Origin of the sequence: Streptomyces sp. CBMA156 (assembly GCF_014596515.1) — a bacterium.
Lineage (GTDB): Bacteria > Actinomycetota > Actinomycetes > Streptomycetales > Streptomycetaceae > Kitasatospora.
Map to the genome: position 1 here is coordinate 1 of NZ_MSJQ01000320.1, position 19,796 is coordinate 19,796.

Here is a 19,796-nt window from a genome sequence, read left to right on the forward strand (position 1 = left end):
GGCGCCGACGGCGGCCGCGATGGCGGCGCGCAGCGCCGGCCGGTGGCGCGCGGTGGCCGGAGCGGTCCGGGTGGCCGTCGGAACGGTCGGAAGAGTCGGGGCGGCGGTCATGCCGGCCTCCCTGGTCTGAGTGATGGGAGTCGTCAACCGGGGTGTGGCCCCCAGCTGTTGACACCTTGTCAGAGCATCGGGCGACGGTCGTCGACCGATGGGCGGTGGCCGACCCTGATCGCACCCGGAACGGACCCGGAGCCGTACCCCGAGACGGCTCGGGGTACGGCTCCGGGAACAGCCGCGGGAACGTCGGCGGGGCGTGCGTCAGGCGAGCGGCGCCTTGGTGCGCAGGACCTCGATGAAGGCCCGCAGCCACGCCGGGTGGTCGGGCCAGGCGCGGGCCGAGACGACCACGCCGTCCACCACCGCCTCGCCGTCCACGAACTCGGCGCCCGCCGCCCTGACGTCCGGGGCGAGCGCCGGGTAGGCGGAGGTGCGGCGGCCGTCGAGCACGCCGGCGGCGGCGGTGATCAGCGGGCCGTGGCAGATCTGGGCGACGGGCTTGTCCTCGGCGAAGAAGTGCCGGGTGATCCGCTGCACGTCCGGGTCGTTGCGCAGGTACTCGGGGGCGCGGCCGCCGGGGATGACCAGGGCCACGTAGTCGGCCGGGTCGACGTCGGCGAAGGCCAGGTCGGCGGGCCAGGTGTAGCCGGGCTTCTCGGTGTAGGTGTCGAACCCCTCGACGAAGTCGTGCACCACGAACTGGAGCCGCTTCTTGCCGGGTGCCGCGATGTCGACCTGGTAGCCCTCCTCGCGCAGCCGCTGGTACGGGTAGAACACCTCCAGTGACTCGGCGGCGTCTCCGGTGACGAGCAGGATCTTCGATGTCATCGCCGACATCCCTCCACGTGGTCGAGCCTCAGGTCGGGTGCGGGCCCCGGTCGGTGGCGGCCGGCCAGGGCCCGGTCCAACCTCCCGTACCGGCGACACGGTTGGCAACGGGGCGCACCGGGCGCACAACGGCGCATGCGGAGGTTTTCGCGCCGGTTGTACGGGGCGCGCGCCGGTCGCCCGCCCGACTGCGGGGGCTGTCGGACCGCGGCCTAGACTCCAGTGCTGCCCACGACCGTCCCCCTCCCGGAGGAGCCCATGCCGGACCGCACCACCTACCTCGTCCTCCCCGGCTACCAGAATTCCGGGCCCGGGCACTGGCAGACCCGCTGGGAGACGGCCGAGCCTGACTCCTTCCGCCGGGTCGGACAGGCGGACTGGGAGCACCCGGAGCGGGCCGACTGGGTGGCCCGGGTGGACGCGGCGGTGGCCGAGGCCGCCGCCGAGGGCCCGGTGGTGCTGGTCGCCCACAGCCTGGGCTGCGTCGCGACGGCCCACTGGGTGGCCACCGCGCCCGCCGAGCGGACCGGCGCCGTCCGGGGCGCGCTGCTGGTGGCCCCGGCGGACGTCGACACCGCCGAGGTCCCCGAGCTGCTGGGCTTCCGCCCGGTGGCGCTGGAGCGGTTCCCGTTCCCGGCCGTCGTGGTCTCCTCGGCCGACGACCCCTGGGTGCGCCCCGAACGGGCCCGGGCGTTCGCCGCGGCCTGGGGAGCCAGGTACGTCGAGCCGGGCGCGTACGGGCACCTCAACTCCGACTCCGGGCTGGGCGACTGGCCGGAGGGCCGCAAGCTGCTCGCCGAGCTGTGACCGCGCCGACGGGGGAACCGGGAGCGAGGGAACCGGACGCGGGGGAACCGGGCACGGCGGAACCGCCGACGGGGGAAGCGGGGACAGCGGAAGCGGGGACAGCGGGACGATGAACCGGGGGACGACGAACCGACGCACGTCCCGGGCCAGGCGCGTCCTGGTCCGGCTGCTGGCGGCCGGCGGGCTGGGCGCCGTGCTGCTGTACACCTGGGGGCAGTGGGAGAGCCGCTCGGGCGGGCTGATGCTGGTCGCCGACCTGCTCAACCAGCCGGAGGCACTGCTCGGCGGGGCGCTGGCCGCGCTGATCGCGGCCGCCTGGCTCGGCGACCTGCGCACCGCCGTACGGACGGCCACCCGGTCGGTCACGGTGACCGCCGGGGTGGTGTTCCTGCTCGGGGTGCTGGCCGTGCACAAGGTGTCGGCGGCCGAGACCCGCAGCCGGGAGGACGCCCCCGCCGGGGCCGAACGCTCCCTGGTGGTGGTGCACCTCTCGTACGCCGCGGGGCCGGGGGTGGGCGAGCGCTGGCAGGTGCTGCTGGAGACCGGCGCGGGCTGGTCGGCCCGGCGCTGGTCGCTCGCCGACGTCGGCGGCGGCCCGGACGGGGCCAGGCTGGTGGGGGCGAGCTGGACCGGACGGTCGCAGGTCACCGTGGTGACCGACTCCTACCGGCGGGTGTTCAACCTCGACCAGGACAGCGGCGAGCCGGTCGAGGCGCGCTGATCCCGCTCAGCCGAGCCCCAGGGCGTGCGCGCCGAGCGCCAGCAGGGCCGCGTTGCCGGCCGCGCCCAGGGCGGTGGCGGCCAGGAAGCGGACCGCCGTACCGTCCGGGAAGGGGCTCAGGGTCATCGCCGACAGGAAGCCGGGCATCGTCCACACCACCGCCGTCCACTGCCGCACGGCGCTCGCGGCGCCCCCGTGACCGGCATGACCCGCGGCGCCCGCTCCGGCGCGCAGTTCGTGGGCGGCGGCGAGCCCGATCACCAGGTAGCCGGCCAGGTATCCGGCCGAGGGGCAGAGGACGGCGGGGACGCCGAGGATGCTGTGCGGCATGCGGTCATCGTCCGCCGACGGGCCCCGGCCCCGCATGAGTACCCGTACTCAAGCGGGGCCGGGCGGTTCACCGGTCCTCGGGGGACGGCGAGTCCGCGGTACCGGGCTGGGTGGTCGGCGGCGCGGAGCGGCCGGTCGGGCTGGTGCCGCGCGGCTTGCCGGTGTTCCCCTGGCCCCCGGTGGTGGGGGCGCCGGTGCAGCCGGCCGGAGTCGGCGAGCCGCTGGAGGTGGTGCAGTTGCCGTCGCGCCGGGGCGGGTCGGGGATGTAGACGGTGGTGAACTCCTTCTCCGGCATGCCCCGGACCGCGTCGCTCATCGCCTGCTGCCAGATCGGCCCGGGGCCGGTGGCGCCGAAGACCTCGGCCTGGTACCTGCCGCCGATCCTGATGTTGCGCATCGGCACCTTGGTGCCCGGACTGCCCAGCCAGACCGAGCCCGCCAGGTTGCCGGTGTAGCCGGTGAACCAGGCCGACTTCTTCTCGTCGGTGGTGCCGGTCTTGCCGGCGATCTGGCGGTTGTCGTCCAGGCCGAGGTCCCGCGCGGTGCCGCCCTTCTCGGTCACCCCGAGCAGCACGCTGTTGATCACGTCGGCGGTGTCCTCGGACATCGCCGGGGTGCACCGGGCCGGGGGCACCGGGACGTCGGCGCCGTCCACGGTGGTGATCCGGTTGATCGCCAGCGGCGCGCAGTAGGTGCCCCGGGCGGCGAAGGTCGCGTACACGTTGGCCATGGTCAGCGGGCTGACCTCCTGGGTGCCGAGGCCGAGCGCGGGCAGTTCCTGGAGCGGGTCGCCGCTCGCCTTGCCCGTCACGCCCAGCTTGTTGGCCATCTGCTTGACCGCGCAGAGGCCGATCTCCTGCTCCATCTGCACGAAGTAGGTGTTCACGGACATCGCCATGGCCTGCTTCAGGTCGTACGGCCCGACCTCGGAGGTGCTCTCGTTGGGGATGGTCCCTTCCTTCTTGCCCTTGCTGAGGTTCTTCCAGGTGCCGTCGCAGGTCTTCATCGTCGGCCAGTCCATCCGGTTGGGCGAGTCGTACCGCTGGGTGGGCGGCAGACCGGCCTCCAGGGCGGCGGCGGCCACGATCGGCTTGAAGTTGGAACCGGGCTGGAAGCCGATGCCGCCGCCCATCCCCGCGTCCACGTTGTAGTTGACGACGGTCTCGTTCTTCTCCTTGGCCAGGCCGTACGGGCGGGTCTGCGCCATCGCCAGGATCTTGCCGGAGCCGGGCTCGACCATCGTCATCGCGGCCGAGACCGGGTCGGTGACGTACACCTTGGTGGAGACGGAGTTCTGGGCGGCGGTCTGCTTGTCCGGGTCCAGGGTGGTGTAGATGTTCAGGCCGCCGGTGTCCCACAGCTTCTTGCGGTCGGCCGAGTTCTTGCCGAACTCCGGGTCCTGCTTGACCACGTGCCGCACGTAGTCGCAGAAGAAGCCCATGCCGGCCTTGGCGGTGATGCAGCCGTTGCGCGGATCCTTGTAGTCGAGGCCGAGCGGGGCCGCCTTCGCCTCCCTGGCCTGGTCCGCGGTGATGTGCTTGTTCTCCACCATCTTGTCGATGACGGTGTCGCGGCGCTTCTGGGCGGCCACCGGGTGCAGCTTGGGGTCGTACTGGGAGGGGTTCTGCACCAGCCCGGCGAGCATCGCCGCCTCGGGGAGGCTGAGGTCCTTGGCGTCCTTGCTGAAGTAGCGCTGGGAGGCGGCCTGGATGCCGTACGCCTGGTGGCCGTAGAAGGTGATGTTGAGGTAGTTGGTGAGGATCTGCTCCTTGGTCAGGTCCTCCTCCAGCTTGATGGCGTACCGGAGTTCCTGGATCTTGCGGCCGAGCGTCTTGCGCTGGGCCTCGCGCACCGCGTCCGGATCGTCCCCGGCCTTCTCCACGTTGACGTTCTTCACGTACTGCTGGGTCAGGGTGGAGGCGCCCTGGACGGCGGCACCGCTCTCCGCGTTCTTGGTGATGGCGCGCAGGACGCCCTTGAGGTCGACGGCGCCGTGCTCGTAGAAGCGGGCGTCCTCGATGTCGACCTGCGCGGTGCGGATCAGCGGGGACATCTGGTCGGCGGGTATGACGGTGCGGTCGCGCTCGTACACCTTGGCGATCAGGCCGCCCTTGGCGTCGAAGATCTGGGTCGCCTGGGTGAGCGGCGGCGTCTTGAAGTCGTCGGGGATGCTCTCGAAGCCCTCGGCGCCGTTCTTCGCCCCGAGCCCGACCGCCCCGGCCGCCGGGAGTATCACGCCCGCCAGCAGCACGCCGCCGAGCACGCTGGCGCCGAGGAAGGTGGCTGCGTGGCCCAGGAATCCGAGCGGGGTCGCGCGGCGCCTCGGGCGCTGGACCCAGGTGTCGCCCGGGTCCGAGGCGGCGGGTGTGCGGCGGCTCTTCGGTGACATAGATCGAACACTACGGCCGTGAACAGGCCGTGTGGAGCGGGTGTTGGCGAAGGATTGTCACAAAATCGCGACGGATTCGACTCATTGCCGAGGGCCGGACGCCGGTGCACACCGACACAAGGGCCGTTCGTCTACGGCCCGTTGCCCCGGCGCACCGGCTCCCCGGCTCCCCGGGCCGTTCAGCCGGCCGGGCAGAAGACGTCCCCGGCCGGGCGGCGGCCGGTCACCAGGTAGTCCGTCACCACCTCGTCGCCGCAGGCGTTCCCGTTGGCCCGGTACACGTCATGACCGCCCGCGTCCACCGTCACCATCCTGGCCCGGTCCCCGAACGCCGCGCGCAGCTTGAGCGCGCCGGCGTACGGGGTGGCGGGGTCGCGCAGGTTCTGGGCCAGCAGGACGTTCGCCGGACCCCGGCCGGTGACCCGCACCGGCGGCTCGGCGGGCGCGAACGGCCAGAAGGCGCACGGCATCACGTTCACCGGCATGCCGGCCGTGAGCGGACGGGCGGCGCGCTCGGCGGCGACCTCCCTGGTGTACGCGGCCTGGTCGGCGGGCCAGCTCACGTCGTTGCAGAGGGTGGCGGCCGAGGCCGCGATGTGGTTCTGCATCACGTCGTCCGGCTGCGACCCCGACTGGGTCCCGGGCAGCGGGCGGCTGCCCAGGCCCGCCAGCATCAGCCGGGCGAGGACCGGGAAGCGGCTGTCCGCGTAGAGGGCCTGCATCATGGTCTCGCGCAGCACGTTGCCGTTCAGCTCCGCCGGGTTGGCCCCCGGCCAGGGGACCGGCTCGCGGTCCAGGCGGGCGGCGAGGCCGAGGAAGAGCGGGCGGACCTCCTCGGGGGTGTCCGCGAGCCGGTCCGGATTGTCCGGCGCCGCGGCCCACTTCGCGAAGTCGGGGAAGCGTTCCTCGGCACCCCGGCCGAAGGCCGCGAGCCAGCCGCGCCCGACCCGGGTCGGGTCGGGGTCGTCGTTGCTGTCCAGCACGATCCGGTCGGTGCGCTCGGGGAACATGGTGGCGTAGACGGCGCCCGCGTAGGTGCCGTACGAGGTGCCCCAGGCGGACAGCCGGCGCTCGCCGAGGGCCCGGCGGATGCTGTCGATGTCGCGGGCCTCGTTCGCGGTGGAGACGCTGCGCAGCACCGGGCCGCCGTTGCGGGCGCAGGCCTCGGCGAACCGGTGCCCGGTGGCGACGTTCCCGTCGATCGAGCCGTCGGCGGCGGGCCAGGGGCGGAGCTTGACCCACGCCAGGTCCTCGTGTTCCAGGCCGCAGCTGACCGGGGTCGAGCGGCCGACCCCGCGCGGGTCGAAGCCGACCAGGTCGTAGCGGTCCCGGACGGACTCCGGGAGGCGGCCGTACGCGTCGGACGGGCGGTCCAGGCCGTTGTCCCCGGGGCCGCCGGGGATGATCAGCAGGACACCGCGGCGCAGGCCCGGTTTCGCGGTGGCGATCCGGGAGACGGCGAGCGTGATCCGCGCGCCGTGCGGATCGCGGTAGTCCAGCGGGACGGTGAGGTCGGCGCACTTCTGCGCCCGGTTCACCTCACCCTCGCAGGTGGTCCAGGCGAGGCGGTCGCCGCCGGGCTTCGGGCCGTCGGCCGCGCCGGCGGGCACGGCGCTCAGGGCGGTGACGGCGAGGGCGGCGGCCGCGGTGATCACTGCGGTGACGGTGCGAGCGGCGGTGACGGTGCGAGCGGCGGTGATGGTGCGAGCGGACTTCGTCATGCCCAGGAGTCTGCTGGGGCACGGCAGTTGGGCCCATCCGGGCAGCGGGACGGTCGGGGGTGGGGTAATCCCCCGGAGGCCGGGCGCGGGGTGGAGACCGCCGTCGGCGGCGGTCTCCGGCCACGGCGGGCGAGGGGTCGCGGGAGGGACCGGGGCCCGGGCCGGCTCAGAGGCCGAGCAGCCCCGGGTCGGCGGCGAGGGCGCGCAGCGGCTCGCGCGGGTCGGCGACCAGCCGGCGCTCCGCCAGGTCGAGGATGCCGCCGACGCCGGTGATCTCGGCGGCCAGCACGCCGTCCTCGCGGACCAGCCGCTGCACCACCTGGAAGGTCTTGCCCTCCCGCCAGCTGAACGAGCAGCTGACCTCCACCGCGTCGCCCGCGCGCAGCTCCCGCAGGTACTTGACCGTGGTCTCCAGGACCACCGGGCCCACCCCCGCGGCGACCAGGTCCGCCTGGCGGATCCCGGCCGCCCGCAGGTACTCCCAGCGGGCGTGCTCGGCGTACTGGAGGTAGACCGCCTGGTTGAGGTGGCCCTGGGTGTCGGTCTCGTACCCGCGGACGGTGACGTGCGTGGTGAAGTCCTGATCGCTCATGCCCCGCACGGTACTCCCGGCCGCCGGGCGCCACCTCGTGTCCTGCGTCACCCCGGCCGGCCGTCCTCCCCGGTCACCCGGGCAGGACGGCGAGCAGCGCGGTCAGGGCGTCCGGGCGCAGGTCGACGGGCAGGTGGTCGACGGGGTGGAAGGCGCAGCCGAGCGCGGTCGCGCCGCCGTCGCAGGTGCGGTCGTCGCCGACCATCAGCACGTCGGACGGGGCCAGGCCGAGGCGTTCGCAGGCGGTCTCGAAGATCACCGGGTCGGGCTTCTGGGCGCCGACCTCGCAGGACAGCACGTAGACGTCGACCAGTTCGTCCAGGCCGTGCGCGCGGAAGATCGGGCGCAGGTCCCAGCCGACGTTGCTCACCACCGCGACCGGCAGGCCCCGGCGGCGCAGCTCGCGCAGCACGGGGAGCGCGTCCGGGTACGGGCGCCAGCTCCCGGGCGCGATGTGGGAGTCGTAGAGGGCGTCCACGTCGAGGCCCGCGGGCGGCTCGGCGGCACGGGCCAGCGCGGTGTACGCGGTGCGGTGCAGCTCGGGGGTCAGGTCCCTGGTGTCCCAGGCCTCCTGGACCTCCGGTGGGATGCGGCGCGGCACCACCCCGCCGGGCAGTGCGCCGAACTCCTCCAGCCTGGCCACCAGTTCGGCCTCCTCCCGGGCGGTCAGGCCGAGGCCGGCAGCGGCGGTGTGGGCCGCCAGCCACTCCGCGGTGGAGACCACCCTGAGCAGGGTGCCGGAGAAGTCGAACATCACAGCTTTGATCATGCCGGCGAGCCTAGTGCCGCATCAGCCGACGTTCGCCCTCTCCCGATCATCCCGGAGAGGGCCTCTCGCCTCAGGTGAGATGGCCGTGTGCCCAGCGGGAGATGCCGCCGAGCCTGGCCGCCGCTGTGTCCACATCACCGGTCCGGATGGGCTGGTCGACCTCGGCGTCGTAGCCTTCGAGGCCGCACTCCTCCTCGACCATCCGAGCGATCCGATACGCCTCGGCCATGATCGGTAGCGCCGCTTGTCCCGGGTAGCGGTAGGGGATCTCGACGGAGGCCGAGTCTCCCGCGTAGTCCAGCTGCAGGTAACCGGCAGGCCCGTCGCGCCACAAGGTCAGGCTGTAGAGGTACTCCTCGGACGTGATCGGACCCACCTCCCGGGATATCCGCTGGGTGAGCCTGTCCCAGACGGCACGCTGGTCGCCGGTCAGGTTCATCGGGGCGGGCTCGGCCTCCGGGTCGTAGGCGGAGTTGACCTCCTGCATGGTCTCGTCGAAGGTGCGGCCCGGCTGAACCCTCAGGAAGTGGATGTCGTAGGTCACGTCCGCAGCCTACGGCCCGCACCCCACGACCTTCGATGTCGTGGCAGAACGGGTACGGGTGCGTGGGATCGACGGCGATGAGGGGCAGTCGAACGTTGCCTGATGCGGCGCTGGTCGTGGCCCAGGTGCCCGTCCGGGGTTCCGGGTCAGGGCAGGGTGAGGATGCGCGGCCCGTCCTCGGTGATGGCGACGGTGTGTTCCACGTGGGCGGCCCGGCTGCCGTCGGTGGTGCGCAGGGTCCAGCCGTCCGGGTCGGTGAGGTGGTCGTCGCGGCCGCCGGCCAGCAGCATCGGCTCGATCGCCAGCACCAGGCCGGGGCGCAGCGGGTAACCCCGGCCCGGGCGGCCCTCGTTGGCCACGTGCGGGTCCTCGTGCATCCGGCGGCCGATGCCGTGCCCGCCGTAGCCGTCCAGCAGGCCGTACCGGCCGGCCCGGGCGACGGTGCCGATGGCGTGGGCGATGTCCCCGGTCCGGTTGCCGGCCACGGCGGCGGCGATGCCCGCCTCCAGGGCGCGCCGGGCGGTCTCGATCAGGGCGGTGTCCTCGGGACGGGCGGTGCCGACGGTGAAGCTGACCGCCGAGTCCCCGGCCCAGCCGTCCAGGAGGGCGCCGCAGTCGATGCTCACCAGGTCGCCGTCGCGCAGCCGGTAGCCGTCCGGGATGCCGTGCACCACGGCGTCGTTCACCGAGGCGCAGATGACGGCCGGGAACGGGACGGGCGCGAAGGCGGGGCGGTAGCCGAGGAACGGCGAGGTCGCTCCGGCGGCCTTGAGGACGCCCCGGGCGACCTCGTCCAGCTCCAGCAGGCTGACGCCGGCCGCCGCCTGCTCCCGGACGGCCGCCAGTGCGTCCGCCACCACCCGTCCGGCCTCGCGCATCGCGGCCAGCGCGGTGTCCGACTTGAGTTCGACCATGGTGCACCTCTCCCCTGAATCCAATTCTTATACCGGTATTTATATCACGCTCGCGGAGTGCGGATGGCCACTCCCGCGGCGCCCCGGCACGAGGCCGCAGAGTCTGTCCTCACACCGACGCGAGCGTGAGGACAGGCCCTATAGACTCGTCGGCATGGTGAGGACTCCGCTGACCCCGTGGGAGCGCGAGCGCGGCGAGCACTTCGGGGCGCTGCTCCGCGAGGCGCGCGGCGGCCGCAGCATGGTCGAGGTGGCGGCGGTGGCCGGCGTCTCGGCGGAGACGCTGCGGAAGATCGAGACCGGCCGGGCGCCGACGCCGTCCTTCTTCACCATCGCGGCACTGGCCTTCGCACTCGACCTGTCGCTGGACGAACTGGCCGCCGCGTGCGCGCCCCCGGCGGAGGGCGAGGCGCTCTCCGCGTAGCGCGCCTCTGCGCGCCCACCCCGTACGACGGCGGCCCGCCCCGCGCGTGGTGCGCGGGGCGGGCCGCCGTCGTGCCGCGGTGCGGACGGCTCAGCCGACCGAGCTGTTGTAGCTCTCGATCGCCGGCTGGAGCTCCTTCGCCGCGTCGGCCAGGGCCTGCTGGGCCGGCTTGGTGCCCGCGATGGTCTGCTCGATCGCGGTCTCCACGCCCTTGCGGGCCTGCGGCATCACGCCGAGCAGGCAGCCGGCCGTGGCCGGGGTCGGCTTGGTCGCCTTCAGCTGGTCGATCGCGGTCTGGAACTGCGGGTACTTGGCCACCCACTCCTTGTCCTTGGGGTCGTCCAGGGACTTCTTGTTGACCGGGAAGTAGCCGGTGCCGGTGTGCCAGACGGCCTGCTGCTCGGGGGCGGAGACGAACTTCTCGAACTCCCAGGCGGCGCGCTTCTCGGCGTCCGAGTGGCCGGGGCCGCTGATCCACAGCGAGGCGCCGCCGATCACCGGGCCGCCCTGGTCGGCGGCGTTCACCTTCGGGAAGGCGGCGGTGCCGACGCCGAACTTCGCGGCCTCGGTGTAGCCGCGCAGCACACCGGTGGACTCCAGGTGCATGGCGACCGTCCCGGCCTTGAAGGCGGCCTGGGCGTCGTCGGTGTTGCGGCCGGTGTTGGCCGCGTAGCCGCCCTTGACCAGGTCGGCCCACCACTGGACGATCTGGGCGCCCTGGGCGGAGTCGAAGACGACCTTGCCCGCCTTGTTGCTGCGGCCGTTGTCGTTGTCGCAGTACATGGCGCCGGACTCGGCCAGCAGCTGCTCGACGAACCAGCCGTAGATGGCCGCGCCGAAGCCGTACCTGACGGTCTTGTCGCCATCCTTCTTGGTCAGCTTCTTGGCCAGCTCGCCCAGCTCGTTCAGGTCCTTGGGCGCCTGGGCCGGGTCGAGGCCGGCCTCCTTGAAGGCGTCCTCGTTCAGGTAGAGCAGCGGCATCGAGGAGTTGAACGGCATCGACTGGAGCTTGCCGCCCACCGAGTAGTAGTTGCGGATGTTGGCGTCCAGGTCGTCCAGCGCGTAGCCGTCCTTGTCGGCGAAGGCCTGCGCCGGGACGGTCTGCTTGGAGTCGATCATGAACCGGGTGCCGATGTCGTAGACCTGCGCCAGGGCGGGGGTGCCCTTCTGCTGCACCGCGGCCTTGTACTTGGTGACCAGCTCGTCGTACTTGCCCTGGAACTGCGCCTTGACCTCGATCTTGCCCGGGTGGGCGGCGTTGAACTGGCCGACCAGCCCGTTCAGCACCTCGGCGTTCTTTCCGGTCATCGAGTGCCAGAACTCCACGGTGGTGACACCGGAGGCCTGGTCGAGCGCCTGGGCGCCGGGCGCGCCGGCGTCGGAGGAGCCGCCCGAGCCGGAGCCGGAGCCGGAGCCACCGGAGCTACAGGCGGTCAGGGACAGGCCGGCCACCAGCAGGGCCGCGAGCGCGCGCGCACTCATCTTCACGAGGGTTCTCTCTCTTTCCGGAAGGACGGAGCGTCCAGGGGAGGTACGTGGACGGGACGGGACGGGGGTCAGCGGACCGCGCCCGCGGTGAGGCCGCGGACGATGAAGCGCTGGCCGAAGACCACCAGGGCGAGGGTGGGCAGCAGGGAGAGCACGACGCCGGCCAGGATCAGCCCGGGGTCGGCCATCTCGGCGTCGCGCAGCGAGGTCAGCCCGATCTGGAGGGTCTGCATGTCCGCCGTGCGGGTGATGATCAGCGGCCAGAAGTACTGGTTCCAGGCCGACAGGAAGACGTAGATCGACAGCGCGGCGATGGCCGGCTTGTTCAGCGGGACGACGATCCGCCACAGGAACCGCCAGTGGCCGGCCCCGTCGATCCTGGCGGCGTCGCGCAGTTCGCCGGGCAGCTGGCGGAAGGCCTGGCGCAGCATGAAGGTGCCGAAGCCGGAGGCCAGGAAGGGCAGCATCAGGCCGAAGTAGGTGTTGCCGAGCCCCCAGTCGGACAGCGTCAGGTAGTTGGGGATGATGATGGCCTCCCACGGGACCATCAGGGTGGCCAGGAACACCCCGAACACCGCGGCCCGCGCCTTCATCGGCAGGAAGACGAAGGCGTACGCGGCGAGCACCGAGGTGAACAGCTGGGCGAGGGTGATCCCGGTCGCCACGAGCGCCGAGTTCGCGTACTGGCGGGCCAGCGGGATGGCCTCCACGGCGCCGGAGAAGTTCCGCCCGGTGACCGAGTGCGGCACCAGCGCCGGCGGGTAGGACGAGAGTTCGGACGGGCCCATGAAGGCGCCGGCGATCGCGTAGTAGACCGGGAAGGCCACGGTGACCATGGCGACGGCGAGCAGCAGGTAGACGGCGGCGCGGCCGAGCAGGTCGCGCGGGGAGCGCCCGGCGAGGGCGCGGGGGCGCGGGCGGGGCGCCTCGGTCTCCGTCGTGGTGCCGGTGGTCAGTGTGGTCATGCGTAGTGCACCTTCCGCTCCAGGACGCCGAACTGGACGGCCGTGCAGGCGAGGACGACCACGAGCAGCACCACGGCCTGGGCGCTCGCGGTGCCGAAGTCGCTGGAGCCGTAGGCGAAGGCCTTCTCGTAGACGGAGTAGACGAGGGTCCGGGTGGAGCCGTCGGGCCCGCCCTTGGTGAGGATGTGGATCTGGCCGAAGCTCTGGAGCGCGTGGACGGTGGAGACCACGGTCAGGAAGAACAGGTTCGGACCGAGCATCGGGATGGTGATCGAGCGGGCCAGCCGCAGGCCGGAGGCGCCGTCGATGCGGGCCGCCTCCACGACCTCCCCCGGGATCGAGCCGATGCCCGCGGAGAGCACCAGCACGTTGTAGCCGAGGTTCATCCAGACCGTGGTGACGGCCACCGAGACCAGCGCGTAGCGGGAGTCGGTCAGCCAGCCGACCGGGCCGAGGCCGACGTGCGAGAGCAGGCCGTTGAGCACCCCGCTGGCGGGGTTGAAGAACACCGCGAAGACCACCGAGGCGCTGGCCACCGAGAAGGCGAAGGGCAGCGCGAAGACCGAGCGGAGCAGCCGCACGCCGCGGATCCGGTTCTCCAGGAGCAGGACCAGTGCCAGGGCGCCGAGCACGCCGGGCACCACGGTGAACAGCGTGAACAGCGCTGTGGTCACCAGGGTGCGGCCGAAGTCGGCGGAGGCGAACAGGTCGGTGTAGTGCTTCGTCCCCACGTAGCGGGAGGGCGCGCCGAAGAGGTCGTTGGCGTGTCCGCTCAGGTAGACGGTCCGCCACAGCGGGTAGCCGATGAAGAGGACGAAGACCACCAGCGAGGGCAGCAGGAAGGCCCAGGCGAGCCCGTGCTCGCCCCAGCGGCCTCCCCGGTGCGCTCGTGGACGGCGGCCCGGGAGGGGCTCGGTGTGCGGTGCGGTCGGCATCTGTTGCGCGTCCGCCTTTCGTGACGTCGGTTCCGGCCGAAACCGTGTCCTGCCCACACGACGCCGCGGGAACCTCGTGGTGATCAACGAGTGTCGTCGGGATTACGCGTTCGCGTCAGATCCGGCTGGTCGTGCCCGGACGGGCGGGCGGGCGGTTCGGCGGGTTGTCACCGGGGTGTCGTACGGTGCGCTGATGGACGAAACGGATTTCGATTTCCCGGCCGCAATGGCCGAAAGTGCGCGCTCCCGCGCGGGTGCCTGGGCGTTCGTCAGGGGCTTCGCCGCGTACTGGGGCGAACCGCTGGGGCCCGGCGACGGCTTCACGGAGGCGGAGCTGGACGCGGCCGAGCGGCGGCTGGGCCTGCGGCTGCCGCCGGCGCTGCGGGAGGCGTACCGGCTGTTCGGCCGCCGGGCCGACCTGACCAGCAGCCAGGACGTGCTGCTGACGCCGGACGAGCTGCGCGTGATGGACGGCGCGCTGGTGTACCGGGCGGAGAACCAGGGATGCGCGCACTGGGGCGTGCTGCTGGACGACCTCGCTCTGGAGGACCCGCCGACGGTGATCCGGCCGGACCTGGCGGACAAGTCGCAGGAGCGGTGGGAGCCCTGGGAGGAACGCTTCTCGACGGCGGCCGTGGTGATGGCGCTGATGGAGAAGCTTCTGGAGGACCACGAGCTGTCCGACTTCCTCGAACTGGACGAGGAACTGCCGGACGGCCTGCGGGAGTTGCCCGCACTGGGACGCAACTTCCGCTGGTACCAAGGGCCCGATGTCCTGGTCGGGGTGGCCGAGGAGGCCTGGGTGATCGCCCGGGCACGCACCCCGGAGGCGCTGGACGCGCTCTACGAGGCGGTGCCCGGGGAGTGGCTGGGCGAGTAGGGCAGGCCGCGGCCGGGCGGCGAAGCCGCGGTCAGGCGGAGGAGCCGCCGTCCAGCACCAGGTCGCTGCCGACGGTGTAACCGGCCTCCGGCGACGCCAGGTACAGCACCGCGGCGGCCACCTCCTCCACCGCGCCGGCCCGGCCGACCGGGACCTCGCCCTTCATCCGCTCGGCCTTGGTGTCCGCGTTCTCGCCCGGCCTGGAGGACATCGGGGTGTCCACCGCGCCGGGGCTGACGGTGTTGATCCGCACCCCCTCGGCGATGTGGTCGAGGGCGGCGGCCCTGGTCAGCGCGGTGACCGCGGCCTTGCTGGCGGCGTAGGCCCCGACGCCCGCGATCCGCTTGTGGGCGCCCAGGTTGGACGAGACGTTGACGATCGCACCGCCGCCGTGGGCGCGCATGTGGGCGATCTGCTGCTGCATGGCGAGCAGGGTCCCGGTGACGTTGACGCCGATCAGCCGCTGCCACTCGGCCCCGTCGATGTCGGCGACCGGGCCGAGGGCGCCGATCACCCCGGCGTTGTTGACCGCGACGTCCAGGGCGCCGAACCGCTCGACGGTCGTACGGACCAGCCGGGCGGCGTCCCGGGCGTCCGTCACGTCGCCGGTCAGCGCGACCGCCGTGCCGCCGGCCAGCTCGATCAGCTCGACGGTCTCGGCGAGCGGGCCCTCGGTGCGGCCGGCGACCGCGACCCTGGCACCCTCCCGGGCGAAGGCGAGCGCGATGGCCCGGCCGATGCCGCTGCCGCCGCCGGTGACCAGGACGGACGTGTCGGCGAAGCGCGTGGTCATGAGGTGAACTCCTTGAGTCGGACGGTGCTTTCGGGTGTGGTGGCGATGGTGTCGTGGTGGTTCCCGGGCAGGGTGGCGACCGTGATCGCGGCGAGCGCCGCCCCTGCGGCGTACCGGCCGGTAGAGATGACAGTCATGTAAAACCCTCCCCTCGATATAGACCATTCGGTCTTGAATCGGCACAGCAGAAGACGCCGGCCCGAACCGACGGAGCGTCAGTCCAGCAGTGCCAGCGCCTGTTCCGCCGCGTCCCGCGCCCGGACCCCGCCGTCGGCGGTCTTGCCCACCACCCGGATGCCCTGAAGGAGCACCACCAGCATCCGGGCGAGCGCCCGCGGCTCCCGCCCGGCGGGCAGTTCGCCCTGCGCGGCGGCGCGCACCAGGGCGGCCGTGAGCAGCGTCTCCAGGCGGTCCAGGCTCGCCTCCACCCGGCGGGACGCGGCGGGGTCGTGCGGCGCCAGCTCCACCGCCGTGTTGGTGACGAAGCAGCCGACCAGGCGCTCCTGACCGTCCGCCGCAGCGTACTGGCGGATCATCGCGCGGACCGCCGGCAGCGCCGGGCCCGACTGGGACAGGTCGAGCAGCCGGGCCGAGTCGCTCTGCTCGCAGTAGCGCTCCAGGGCCCGCAGGTACAGCTCGTGCTTGCTGCCGAAGGTCGCGTAGATGCTGGCCCTCGCGATGCCGAGCCGCTCGACCAGGTCGGCCATCGACGTGGCCTCGTAGCCGCGCTGCCAGAACAGCTCCAGGGCCGCCTGCAACGCCGCGTCCGGGTCGAATTCCTTCGTGCGCGCCATGCCGGGAACGCTAGCCCTTTCCAGATCGATCGGTCAAGAAAGTGCGCCAAGTGGTCCAGACCTGATCTATGACGGAGCATTGCCAAGTGGACTAGACCAAGGCTACCCTTACCGCTCCCATCCACCTCCTTCCCCCACAGGAGGCGTTTCGCATGCCCGCACACCGCTCCACCAACCCCCTGCAGAGCGTCGAGGCAGCCAGACCCGTCGTTCTGACGGTGTTTCGGATCGTCATCGGCCTGCTCTTTGCCTGCCACGGCGCCGCCTCGCTGTTCGGCGTGCTCGGCGGCACCAAAGGCGGCGGCACCGTCCCGCTGGGCCAGTGGCCCGGCTGGTGGGCCGCGCTGATCCAGCTGGTCGGCGGCGCCCTGGTGCTGCTCGGCGCCGGCACCAGGGTGGCCGCCCTGCTCTGCTCCGGCTCGATGGCCTACGCCTACTTCACCGTCCACCAGGAGCACGCGCTGCTGCCGATCCAGAACGGCGGCGAGGCCTCGGTGATGTTCTGCTGGGCCTTCCTGGCCATCGCGACACTCGGCTCGGGCCCGTACGCCCTGGACCGGCTGCTCTCCCGCCGGCCCCTGACCGCCACGCCCGAACCGGCGGCCCAGCCGACGTCAACGGTCTGACGGTCCGTCCGCGGCCAGGTGGCGCTCGACCGAGGCGACCTTGGCGGTGAGGCCGTCGGTGACCCCGGCCCTGTCGTCGATCTTGATGACCGTGCTCACCCGGTTGCTGTGGGCCTTCACCGCCTCGATCGCCGCCTTGATCACCGGCATCACCTCGTCCCACTCTCCCTCGATGCTGGTGAACATGGCGTCCGTACGGTTCGGGAGCCCACTCTCCCGCACCACCCGGACGGCGGCGGCCACCGCCTCACCCACGTCCTCGCCGATCCCCAGCGGGGTCACCGAAAAGGCTGCGATCACGGTTCTGCGCTCCTTGTAGTGGACAGCACTGGTCGCTGGGTCCGGTCCGGACCCAGCGACCAAACTAGACGCACCCCGGACGTCAGGCGACGGTCGGCAGCGGCGGTTCGACGGCCAGCGGCGCGCTGGCGCGGGCCCGGTGCTGGTCCGCCCAGGAGACGAGCGCCACCGTGCAGGCGTGGTCCAGGTGGCGCAGCCCGGACCAGTCCAGTTCCACCGGCCGGTCCCCCGGCAGCCGTTCCAGGGTGTCCAGCAGCCGGGGCAGCCGCAGGAAGGTGGCGTTGCCGCTCAGCCGCACCCGGTGCAGCGGGTGCCCGGTGGGCTGCGCCTGTTCCTCCACCGCGATCTGGAGCTGCGAGGTCTGCCAGGCCGACTTGGCCACCGCCAGGCCGATGCCGATCAGCACCCCCTCGAACAGGTCGGTGGCGATGATCGCCGCCGCCGTCACCACCAGCACCAGCGCCTCGCCCAGGTGCCCCCGGCAGAGCGCGACGATCCGGCGCAGCGGCACCAGCTTGGCACCGGCGTGCACCAGCACCGCGGCCAGCGCGGTGAGCGGGACGAGCCCGAGCGCGCCGGGCAGCAGCGCGGTGAACAGCAGCAGCCAGCCGCCGTGCAGGACCCGCGAGGCCCTGGTGCGCGCGCCGGCCTGGACGTTGGTCGCGCTGCGCACGATCACCGCCGTCATCGGCAGCGCGCCGAGCAGCCCGCAGACGGCGTTGCCGACGCCCTGGGCGGTGAGTTCGCGGTCGTAGTCGGTGCGCGGGCCGTGGTGCATCCGGTCGACGGCGGCGGCGCTGAACAGCGTCTCGGCGGAGGCGATCAGGGTGAAGGCGACGACGGTGCCGAGCCCGGCGGTGCCGGCCAGGGCGGTCAGCGAGTCGCGGTCGGGCAGGTGCACCACGTCGAGCAGCCCGGCCACCCGGACCCTGGCCACCGGCAGGTCGGCGGCGGCGGTCACGGCGGCGGCCAGGCCGACCGCGGCGAGCGGCGCGGGGACGGCGCGGGCGGCGCGTTCCGGCAGGTACTTCCAGCCGGCCAGGACCAGCAGGGTGCCGAGCCCGAGGGCGACCGCGCTCGGATTGGCCGACGCGGTCAGCGTGTCGCCCAGCAGGGCGGGCAGTCCGGCGATCTTCTCCGGTCCGGTGGCGGGGGCGCGGCGGTCGGCGAGCGCGTAGAGCTGGCCGAAGACCAGGGTCAGCCCGATGCCGGCCAGCATGCCGTGCACCACCGAGGCGGACATCGCCCGGAACCAGCGGCCGAGCCGCAGGGCGCCCATCGCCAACTGGAGCAGGCCGGTGGCGAGCACCAGCACGCCGAGGGCTCCGGTGCCGAAGCGCTGGACGGCGTCGGCGACCAGGACGGTCAGCCCGGCGGCGGGCCCGCTGACCTGGAGGCTGCTGCCGGGCAGCAGGCCGGCCACCAGGCCGCCGACGATCCCGGTGACCAGCCCGAGTTCGGCCGGGACGCCGGAAGCGACGGCCACGCCGACGCAGAGCGGGAGAGCGACGAGGAACACCACCAGGGAGGCCGGCAGGTCGTGGCGCCAGGGGACGGCCCGCAGGGCCGCGAGCGGGGTCCGGGGCCGGCCCGGCGGGGCCTGCTCGCGCAGGCGGCCCGGCGGGCTGTCGCTCCGGTGCGGCGGCGGGTTCACCCGGTCACCGCCAGGGACCGGGCAGGGGTGCAGCAGTGCATGGGGACGTTCCTTCCGCGCGGCCGCCGCGGCGGGCGCGCCGTTGCAAGGGCGGGGAGCAGGGGGAAGCCGAGCAGGGAGAAGGGCAGGGGCAGGGACAGGGGGACGGGACCGCGGAGGGCGGCGACAGCGGGACGGCCGCGGGTCCGGGCGGACCTGAGCGCGGCGGCGGGTGTCGGGTCGGTGCGGTCAGGGGGTGCGTCCCTCGCTCGGGTGCGACGGACCGGGCGCGCTGGTCCTGGACGGGACCGGCCCCGGATCTCCCCAACGCACCGGACGGCCCGAAATCCCCCTGCCGCGGCCTCAGTTGGACGTCACGGGCCCGGCGTGCCACCGACGGTACCCAGGCCGGCGGGGCGGGCCCACACCCCGCACCCTCCCTTCACCCGCACCGCACGCCGGCTCCGCTTCCCGGCGCGGAGCGTCCGGTTCCCCGGGTACACCAGCACGACGGCCGCCCTGGCGTGCGAATCCCCGCCGCCCGGACACGCTCCCGCACACCCCGGCCACCGGCACGCCGGGCACCGCCGGCCGGGCGGCGCCCGCTACCGTGGCCCCCGAAGAGGCCGACGACCCACCGGAAGGACCACCACCGTGAGCCTGTACGACATCCCGCTGCGCACCCTCGACGGCAAGCCCGCCTCGCTGGCCGACCACAAGGGCAAGGCGCTGCTGATCGTCAACGTCGCCTCCAAGTGCGGCCTGACCCCGCAGTACGAGGGCCTGGAGCGGCTCCAGCAGCGGTACGCCGGGCGCGGGTTCACCGTGCTCGGCTTCCCCTGCAACCAGTTCGCCGGACAGGAGCCGGGCAGCGCCGAGGAGATCCGCACCTTCTGCTCCACCACCTACGGCGTCACCTTCCCGCTGTTCGAGAAGATCGACGTCAACGGCGAGGACCGGCACCCGCTGTACGCCCGGCTGACCGAGGTCGCCGACGAGGAGGGCCAGGCCGGGGACGTCTCCTGGAACTTCGAGAAGTTCCTGATCTCCCCGGACGGCACCGTGGCGGCCCGGCTGCGCCCGCGCGTCGACCCGGAGTCGGCGGAGCTGACCGCCGCGATCGAGGGCCTGCTGCCGGCCTGACCGCCCCGCCGACGCGGAGGGCCGCTCAGGGGCGGCCCTCCGCGTCACAGCAACAGCCTGGTGCCCGGCGGAAGTTCGCCGTCCCGCGCGGCGTCGCGCAGGTGCGCCAGCAGGGTCGCGCGCAGCGCCTCCGCCGCGCGGGT

At 73.2% G+C, this 19,796-nt stretch carries 22 protein-coding genes; 6 read left to right on the top strand and 16 right to left on the bottom strand.

Annotated features, from left to right (window positions below; translation table 11 throughout):
* Nucleotides 1-318: 318 nt before the first annotated feature.
* Nucleotides 319-885, bottom strand: coding sequence for a DJ-1/PfpI family protein (locus BU198_RS27860; protein ID WP_188299631.1), 567 nt, complete (start codon nucleotides 883-885; stop codon nucleotides 319-321).
* Nucleotides 886-1,143: 258 nt separating this feature from the next.
* Between BU198_RS27860 and BU198_RS27865 the strand changes: the two genes are divergently transcribed.
* Together BU198_RS27865 and BU198_RS27870 are read left to right on the top strand one after the other, a co-directional pair.
* Nucleotides 1,144-1,692, top strand: a complete 549-nt coding sequence (locus BU198_RS27865; RefSeq protein ID WP_188299632.1) for an RBBP9/YdeN family alpha/beta hydrolase — start codon at nucleotides 1,144-1,146, stop codon at nucleotides 1,690-1,692.
* A 109-nt stretch (nucleotides 1,693-1,801) separates the two neighbouring features.
* Complete coding sequence (locus BU198_RS27870; protein ID WP_188299633.1) at nucleotides 1,802-2,413, top strand: hypothetical protein; 612 nt, start codon at nucleotides 1,802-1,804, stop codon at nucleotides 2,411-2,413.
* Nucleotides 2,414-2,419: 6 nt separating this feature from the next.
* Here BU198_RS27870 and BU198_RS27875 read toward each other — a convergent pair whose 3' ends face one another.
* From BU198_RS27875 to map, 7 genes are all read right to left on the bottom strand, one after another.
* A complete protein-coding gene (locus BU198_RS27875; protein WP_188299634.1) occupies nucleotides 2,420-2,743 on the bottom strand; it encodes a hypothetical protein in 324 nt (107 codons plus the stop codon).
* A 67-nt stretch (nucleotides 2,744-2,810) separates the two neighbouring features.
* Nucleotides 2,811-5,132 carry a transglycosylase domain-containing protein gene (locus BU198_RS27880; RefSeq protein WP_223245031.1) on the bottom strand — a complete coding sequence of 774 codons (2,322 nt, stop codon included), beginning with the start codon at nucleotides 5,130-5,132 and terminating at the stop codon, nucleotides 2,811-2,813.
* A gap of 179 nt (nucleotides 5,133-5,311) precedes the next feature.
* Entirely contained in the window at nucleotides 5,312-6,853 is a 1,542-nt protein-coding gene (locus tag BU198_RS27885; RefSeq protein WP_188299635.1) for an alpha/beta hydrolase, read from the bottom strand.
* Nucleotides 6,854-7,019: 166 nt separating this feature from the next.
* Nucleotides 7,020-7,445, bottom strand: coding sequence for an acyl-CoA thioesterase (locus BU198_RS27890; protein ID WP_188299636.1), 426 nt, complete (start codon nucleotides 7,443-7,445; stop codon nucleotides 7,020-7,022).
* 73 nt (nucleotides 7,446-7,518) lie between these two features.
* Nucleotides 7,519-8,214: an HAD family hydrolase gene (locus BU198_RS27895; RefSeq protein ID WP_188299637.1), complete on the bottom strand. Its 696-nt coding sequence runs from the start codon at nucleotides 8,212-8,214 to the stop codon at nucleotides 7,519-7,521.
* Between the two features lie 70 nt (nucleotides 8,215-8,284).
* A complete protein-coding gene (locus BU198_RS27900; RefSeq protein ID WP_188299638.1) occupies nucleotides 8,285-8,758 on the bottom strand; it encodes a hypothetical protein in 474 nt (157 codons plus the stop codon).
* 146 nt (nucleotides 8,759-8,904) lie between these two features.
* Entirely contained in the window at nucleotides 8,905-9,672 is a 768-nt protein-coding gene (map, locus tag BU198_RS27905; RefSeq protein WP_188299639.1) for a type I methionyl aminopeptidase, read from the bottom strand.
* A gap of 154 nt (nucleotides 9,673-9,826) precedes the next feature.
* Here map and BU198_RS27910 point away from each other — a divergent pair, with 154 nt between their 5' ends.
* A complete protein-coding gene (locus BU198_RS27910) occupies nucleotides 9,827-10,096 on the top strand; it encodes a helix-turn-helix domain-containing protein (protein WP_188299640.1) in 270 nt (89 codons plus the stop codon).
* A gap of 90 nt (nucleotides 10,097-10,186) precedes the next feature.
* On the opposite strand, the gene BU198_RS27915 is transcribed toward BU198_RS27910, so the two are convergent.
* From BU198_RS27915 to BU198_RS27925, 3 genes are all read right to left on the bottom strand, one after another.
* A complete protein-coding gene (locus BU198_RS27915; protein WP_188299641.1) occupies nucleotides 10,187-11,578 on the bottom strand; it encodes an ABC transporter substrate-binding protein in 1,392 nt (463 codons plus the stop codon).
* Nucleotides 11,579-11,652: 74 nt separating this feature from the next.
* Nucleotides 11,653-12,549 carry a carbohydrate ABC transporter permease gene (locus tag BU198_RS27920; RefSeq protein WP_188299642.1) on the bottom strand — a complete coding sequence of 299 codons (897 nt, stop codon included), beginning with the start codon at nucleotides 12,547-12,549 and terminating at the stop codon, nucleotides 11,653-11,655.
* Nucleotides 12,546-13,484, bottom strand: coding sequence for a carbohydrate ABC transporter permease (locus tag BU198_RS27925; RefSeq protein ID WP_188299643.1), 939 nt, complete (start codon nucleotides 13,482-13,484; stop codon nucleotides 12,546-12,548). The genes BU198_RS27920 and BU198_RS27925 overlap by 4 nt, the downstream gene beginning before the upstream one ends.
* A gap of 193 nt (nucleotides 13,485-13,677) precedes the next feature.
* On the opposite strand from BU198_RS27925, the gene BU198_RS27930 reads away from it, so the two are divergent.
* Nucleotides 13,678-14,364: an SMI1/KNR4 family protein gene (locus tag BU198_RS27930; protein ID WP_188299644.1), complete on the top strand. Its 687-nt coding sequence runs from the start codon at nucleotides 13,678-13,680 to the stop codon at nucleotides 14,362-14,364.
* Nucleotides 14,365-14,395: 31 nt separating this feature from the next.
* Here the strand turns inward: BU198_RS27930 and BU198_RS27935 are convergent, their stop codons facing one another.
* The 3 genes from BU198_RS27935 to BU198_RS27945 all read right to left on the bottom strand — a co-directional run bounded on the left by BU198_RS27935 (nucleotide 14,396) and on the right by BU198_RS27945 (nucleotide 15,951).
* Nucleotides 14,396-15,157, bottom strand: coding sequence for an SDR family NAD(P)-dependent oxidoreductase (locus tag BU198_RS27935; RefSeq protein ID WP_188299645.1), 762 nt, complete (start codon nucleotides 15,155-15,157; stop codon nucleotides 14,396-14,398).
* The gene (locus BU198_RS27940) at nucleotides 15,154-15,294 is read right to left on the bottom strand and encodes a hypothetical protein (protein ID WP_188299646.1); all 141 of its coding nucleotides are present in this window, start codon (nucleotides 15,292-15,294) and stop codon (nucleotides 15,154-15,156) included. Before BU198_RS27940 ends, BU198_RS27935 begins: the two co-directional genes overlap by 4 nt.
* 78 nt (nucleotides 15,295-15,372) lie before the next feature.
* Nucleotides 15,373-15,951, bottom strand: coding sequence for a TetR/AcrR family transcriptional regulator (locus tag BU198_RS27945; RefSeq protein WP_188299647.1), 579 nt, complete (start codon nucleotides 15,949-15,951; stop codon nucleotides 15,373-15,375).
* 152 nt (nucleotides 15,952-16,103) lie between these two features.
* Here BU198_RS27945 and BU198_RS27950 point away from each other — a divergent pair, with 152 nt between their 5' ends.
* A complete protein-coding gene (locus BU198_RS27950; RefSeq protein ID WP_188299648.1) occupies nucleotides 16,104-16,577 on the top strand; it encodes a DoxX family protein in 474 nt (157 codons plus the stop codon).
* Here BU198_RS27950 and BU198_RS27955 read toward each other — a convergent pair.
* Nucleotides 16,566-16,877 (bottom strand): MTH1187 family thiamine-binding protein, encoded by a 312-nt coding sequence (locus tag BU198_RS27955; RefSeq protein ID WP_188299649.1) that lies wholly within the window; start codon nucleotides 16,875-16,877, stop codon nucleotides 16,566-16,568. The genes BU198_RS27950 and BU198_RS27955 overlap by 12 nt on opposite strands.
* Nucleotides 16,878-16,959: 82 nt before the next feature.
* Nucleotides 16,960-18,441, bottom strand: coding sequence for a SulP family inorganic anion transporter (locus BU198_RS27960; protein WP_188299651.1), 1,482 nt, complete (start codon nucleotides 18,439-18,441; stop codon nucleotides 16,960-16,962).
* Between the two features lie 723 nt (nucleotides 18,442-19,164).
* On the opposite strand from BU198_RS27960, the gene BU198_RS27965 reads away from it, so the two are divergent.
* Nucleotides 19,165-19,653 carry a glutathione peroxidase gene (locus BU198_RS27965; RefSeq protein ID WP_188299650.1) on the top strand — a complete coding sequence of 163 codons (489 nt, stop codon included), beginning with the start codon at nucleotides 19,165-19,167 and terminating at the stop codon, nucleotides 19,651-19,653.
* The last annotated feature ends 143 nt before the right edge of the window (nucleotides 19,654-19,796 follow it).